The organism is Metabacillus sp. 113a (genome assembly GCF_050107635.1).
Taxonomy (GTDB): domain Bacteria; phylum Bacillota; class Bacilli; order Bacillales; family Bacillaceae; genus Metabacillus_B.
Genome location: NZ_JBNILJ010000031.1, coordinates 1 through 1386, shown reverse-complemented (window position 1 = coordinate 1386; position 1386 = coordinate 1). Strand labels below are relative to the sequence as shown.

Annotated in this window: 2 protein-coding genes; both read left to right on the top strand. The window is 43.3% G+C overall.

What is annotated here, in order from left to right; all coding sequences use genetic code 11:
• A partial coding sequence (locus ACQCVE_RS19505; RefSeq protein ID WP_426863665.1) for a transposase occupies positions 1–384 on the top strand: 384 nt, incomplete at its 5' end.
• Positions 372–1328, top strand: a complete 957-nt coding sequence (locus ACQCVE_RS19500; protein WP_426863666.1) for an IS3 family transposase — start codon at positions 372–374, stop codon at positions 1326–1328. The genes ACQCVE_RS19505 and ACQCVE_RS19500, both read left to right, overlap by 13 nt.
• Positions 1329–1386 lie beyond the last annotated feature (58 nt).

Below are 1386 nucleotides of genomic sequence, written 5' to 3'. Positions count from 1 at the left end.
CTCTCAGGCCCCCTAACTAGTTTGGACACCTCCTCTCATTCTAAATATAATGAGGGCAGAGGAGATGAGGCCAAGATGAAAAGAAAGAATGGTCCGATTGAGGACGTAAAGAAGAAATATGTCAGAATGGCATTAGAGTCCGGCAATACGGCTTTCCTAGCCAGAAAATTAGCAGTAGCTCCTTCTACTTTGTCTGGGTGGGTTCGCCAATACCGGGATGAAGTCGAATTAGAGATGAAAATGGAGGGAGTCTCTCCCCTTTCAGAAAACTCCGGTACGGATGAGATTCAGAAAAAATACGATCAAGCCGTGAAACTGTTAGGAGAAAAAGAGCTGGAAGTTGAAATGCTTCGAGAAATGATAAAAAAAAAATCGAAACGCTAACCGATAAAGTCGAGTTTGCAAAAGAATGGGTAGAAGCCGGGTTTGCGGTCACTCGGGTAATCAACATTGTGGGAATATCTAAGTCCACTTACTATTATCAACAGGCCAATCCCATTCCGGCGAAAAGGGTAGCTGGAGGAAGGCGAATACCCGGTTTTTCCTTAAACTCAAAAGGAAAACGTGTATCTGACGAGCAAATTAAAGCGTACCTAGTCAAGCTGATTGGCGGTATGGAGGCAGTCTATGGGTATCGTAAACTGACAAGCTGCCTAAAAAGGAAGCATCATCTGACCATCAGTAAAAAGAAGGTGTACCGTCTGTGCAAGGAAATGGGGATACTGTTCCCTTTAAAAATTCGAAACAATAAGTACCCTAGAAAGATTGCCAGGAACCGAATCGTCACAGGTCCAAATCAAATGTGGCAGATTGACATTAAATATGGATATATCCCAGGCATAGAGCGTTTTTTCTACCTGGCAAGCGCTATAGACGTGTATGATCGGAAGATTGTCGGCTTTTATTTAGGGAAAACATGCGGCGGGAAAGATATCACCAAAATGCTTAAGACGGCTCTCAGAGCCCGTAACATAGAAAATTCCGATGAAGAAAAGCTCGTGCTTAGAACGGATAATGGCCCCCAGTTTATAGGGGTCAAGTTTCAGGAGTTCTGCCTGGAAAACAAAGAGAGGCTGGAGCATGAACGAATTCCTCCAAAGTCACCCAATTTAAATGCTTATATCGAGTCCTTTCATAGCGTCCTGGAACGAGAGTGTTACCAGCGACACGAATTCCAGACATTCGAAGAGGCCAATGATGTCGTGAAGGAATACATTCAGTTTTATAACAACAAAAGACTGCATGGAAGCCTTGAAGATTGGCCTCCAGCCGTCTATTTTCAGAAATATAAAAAAGGGGAAGTAAAACCCAGAAAAATCGTTCTTTGAAAAACGGAGAAAAGATTAGAATTCGGAAGAGCGTGTCCAAAATTAGGGGGCTCAACCG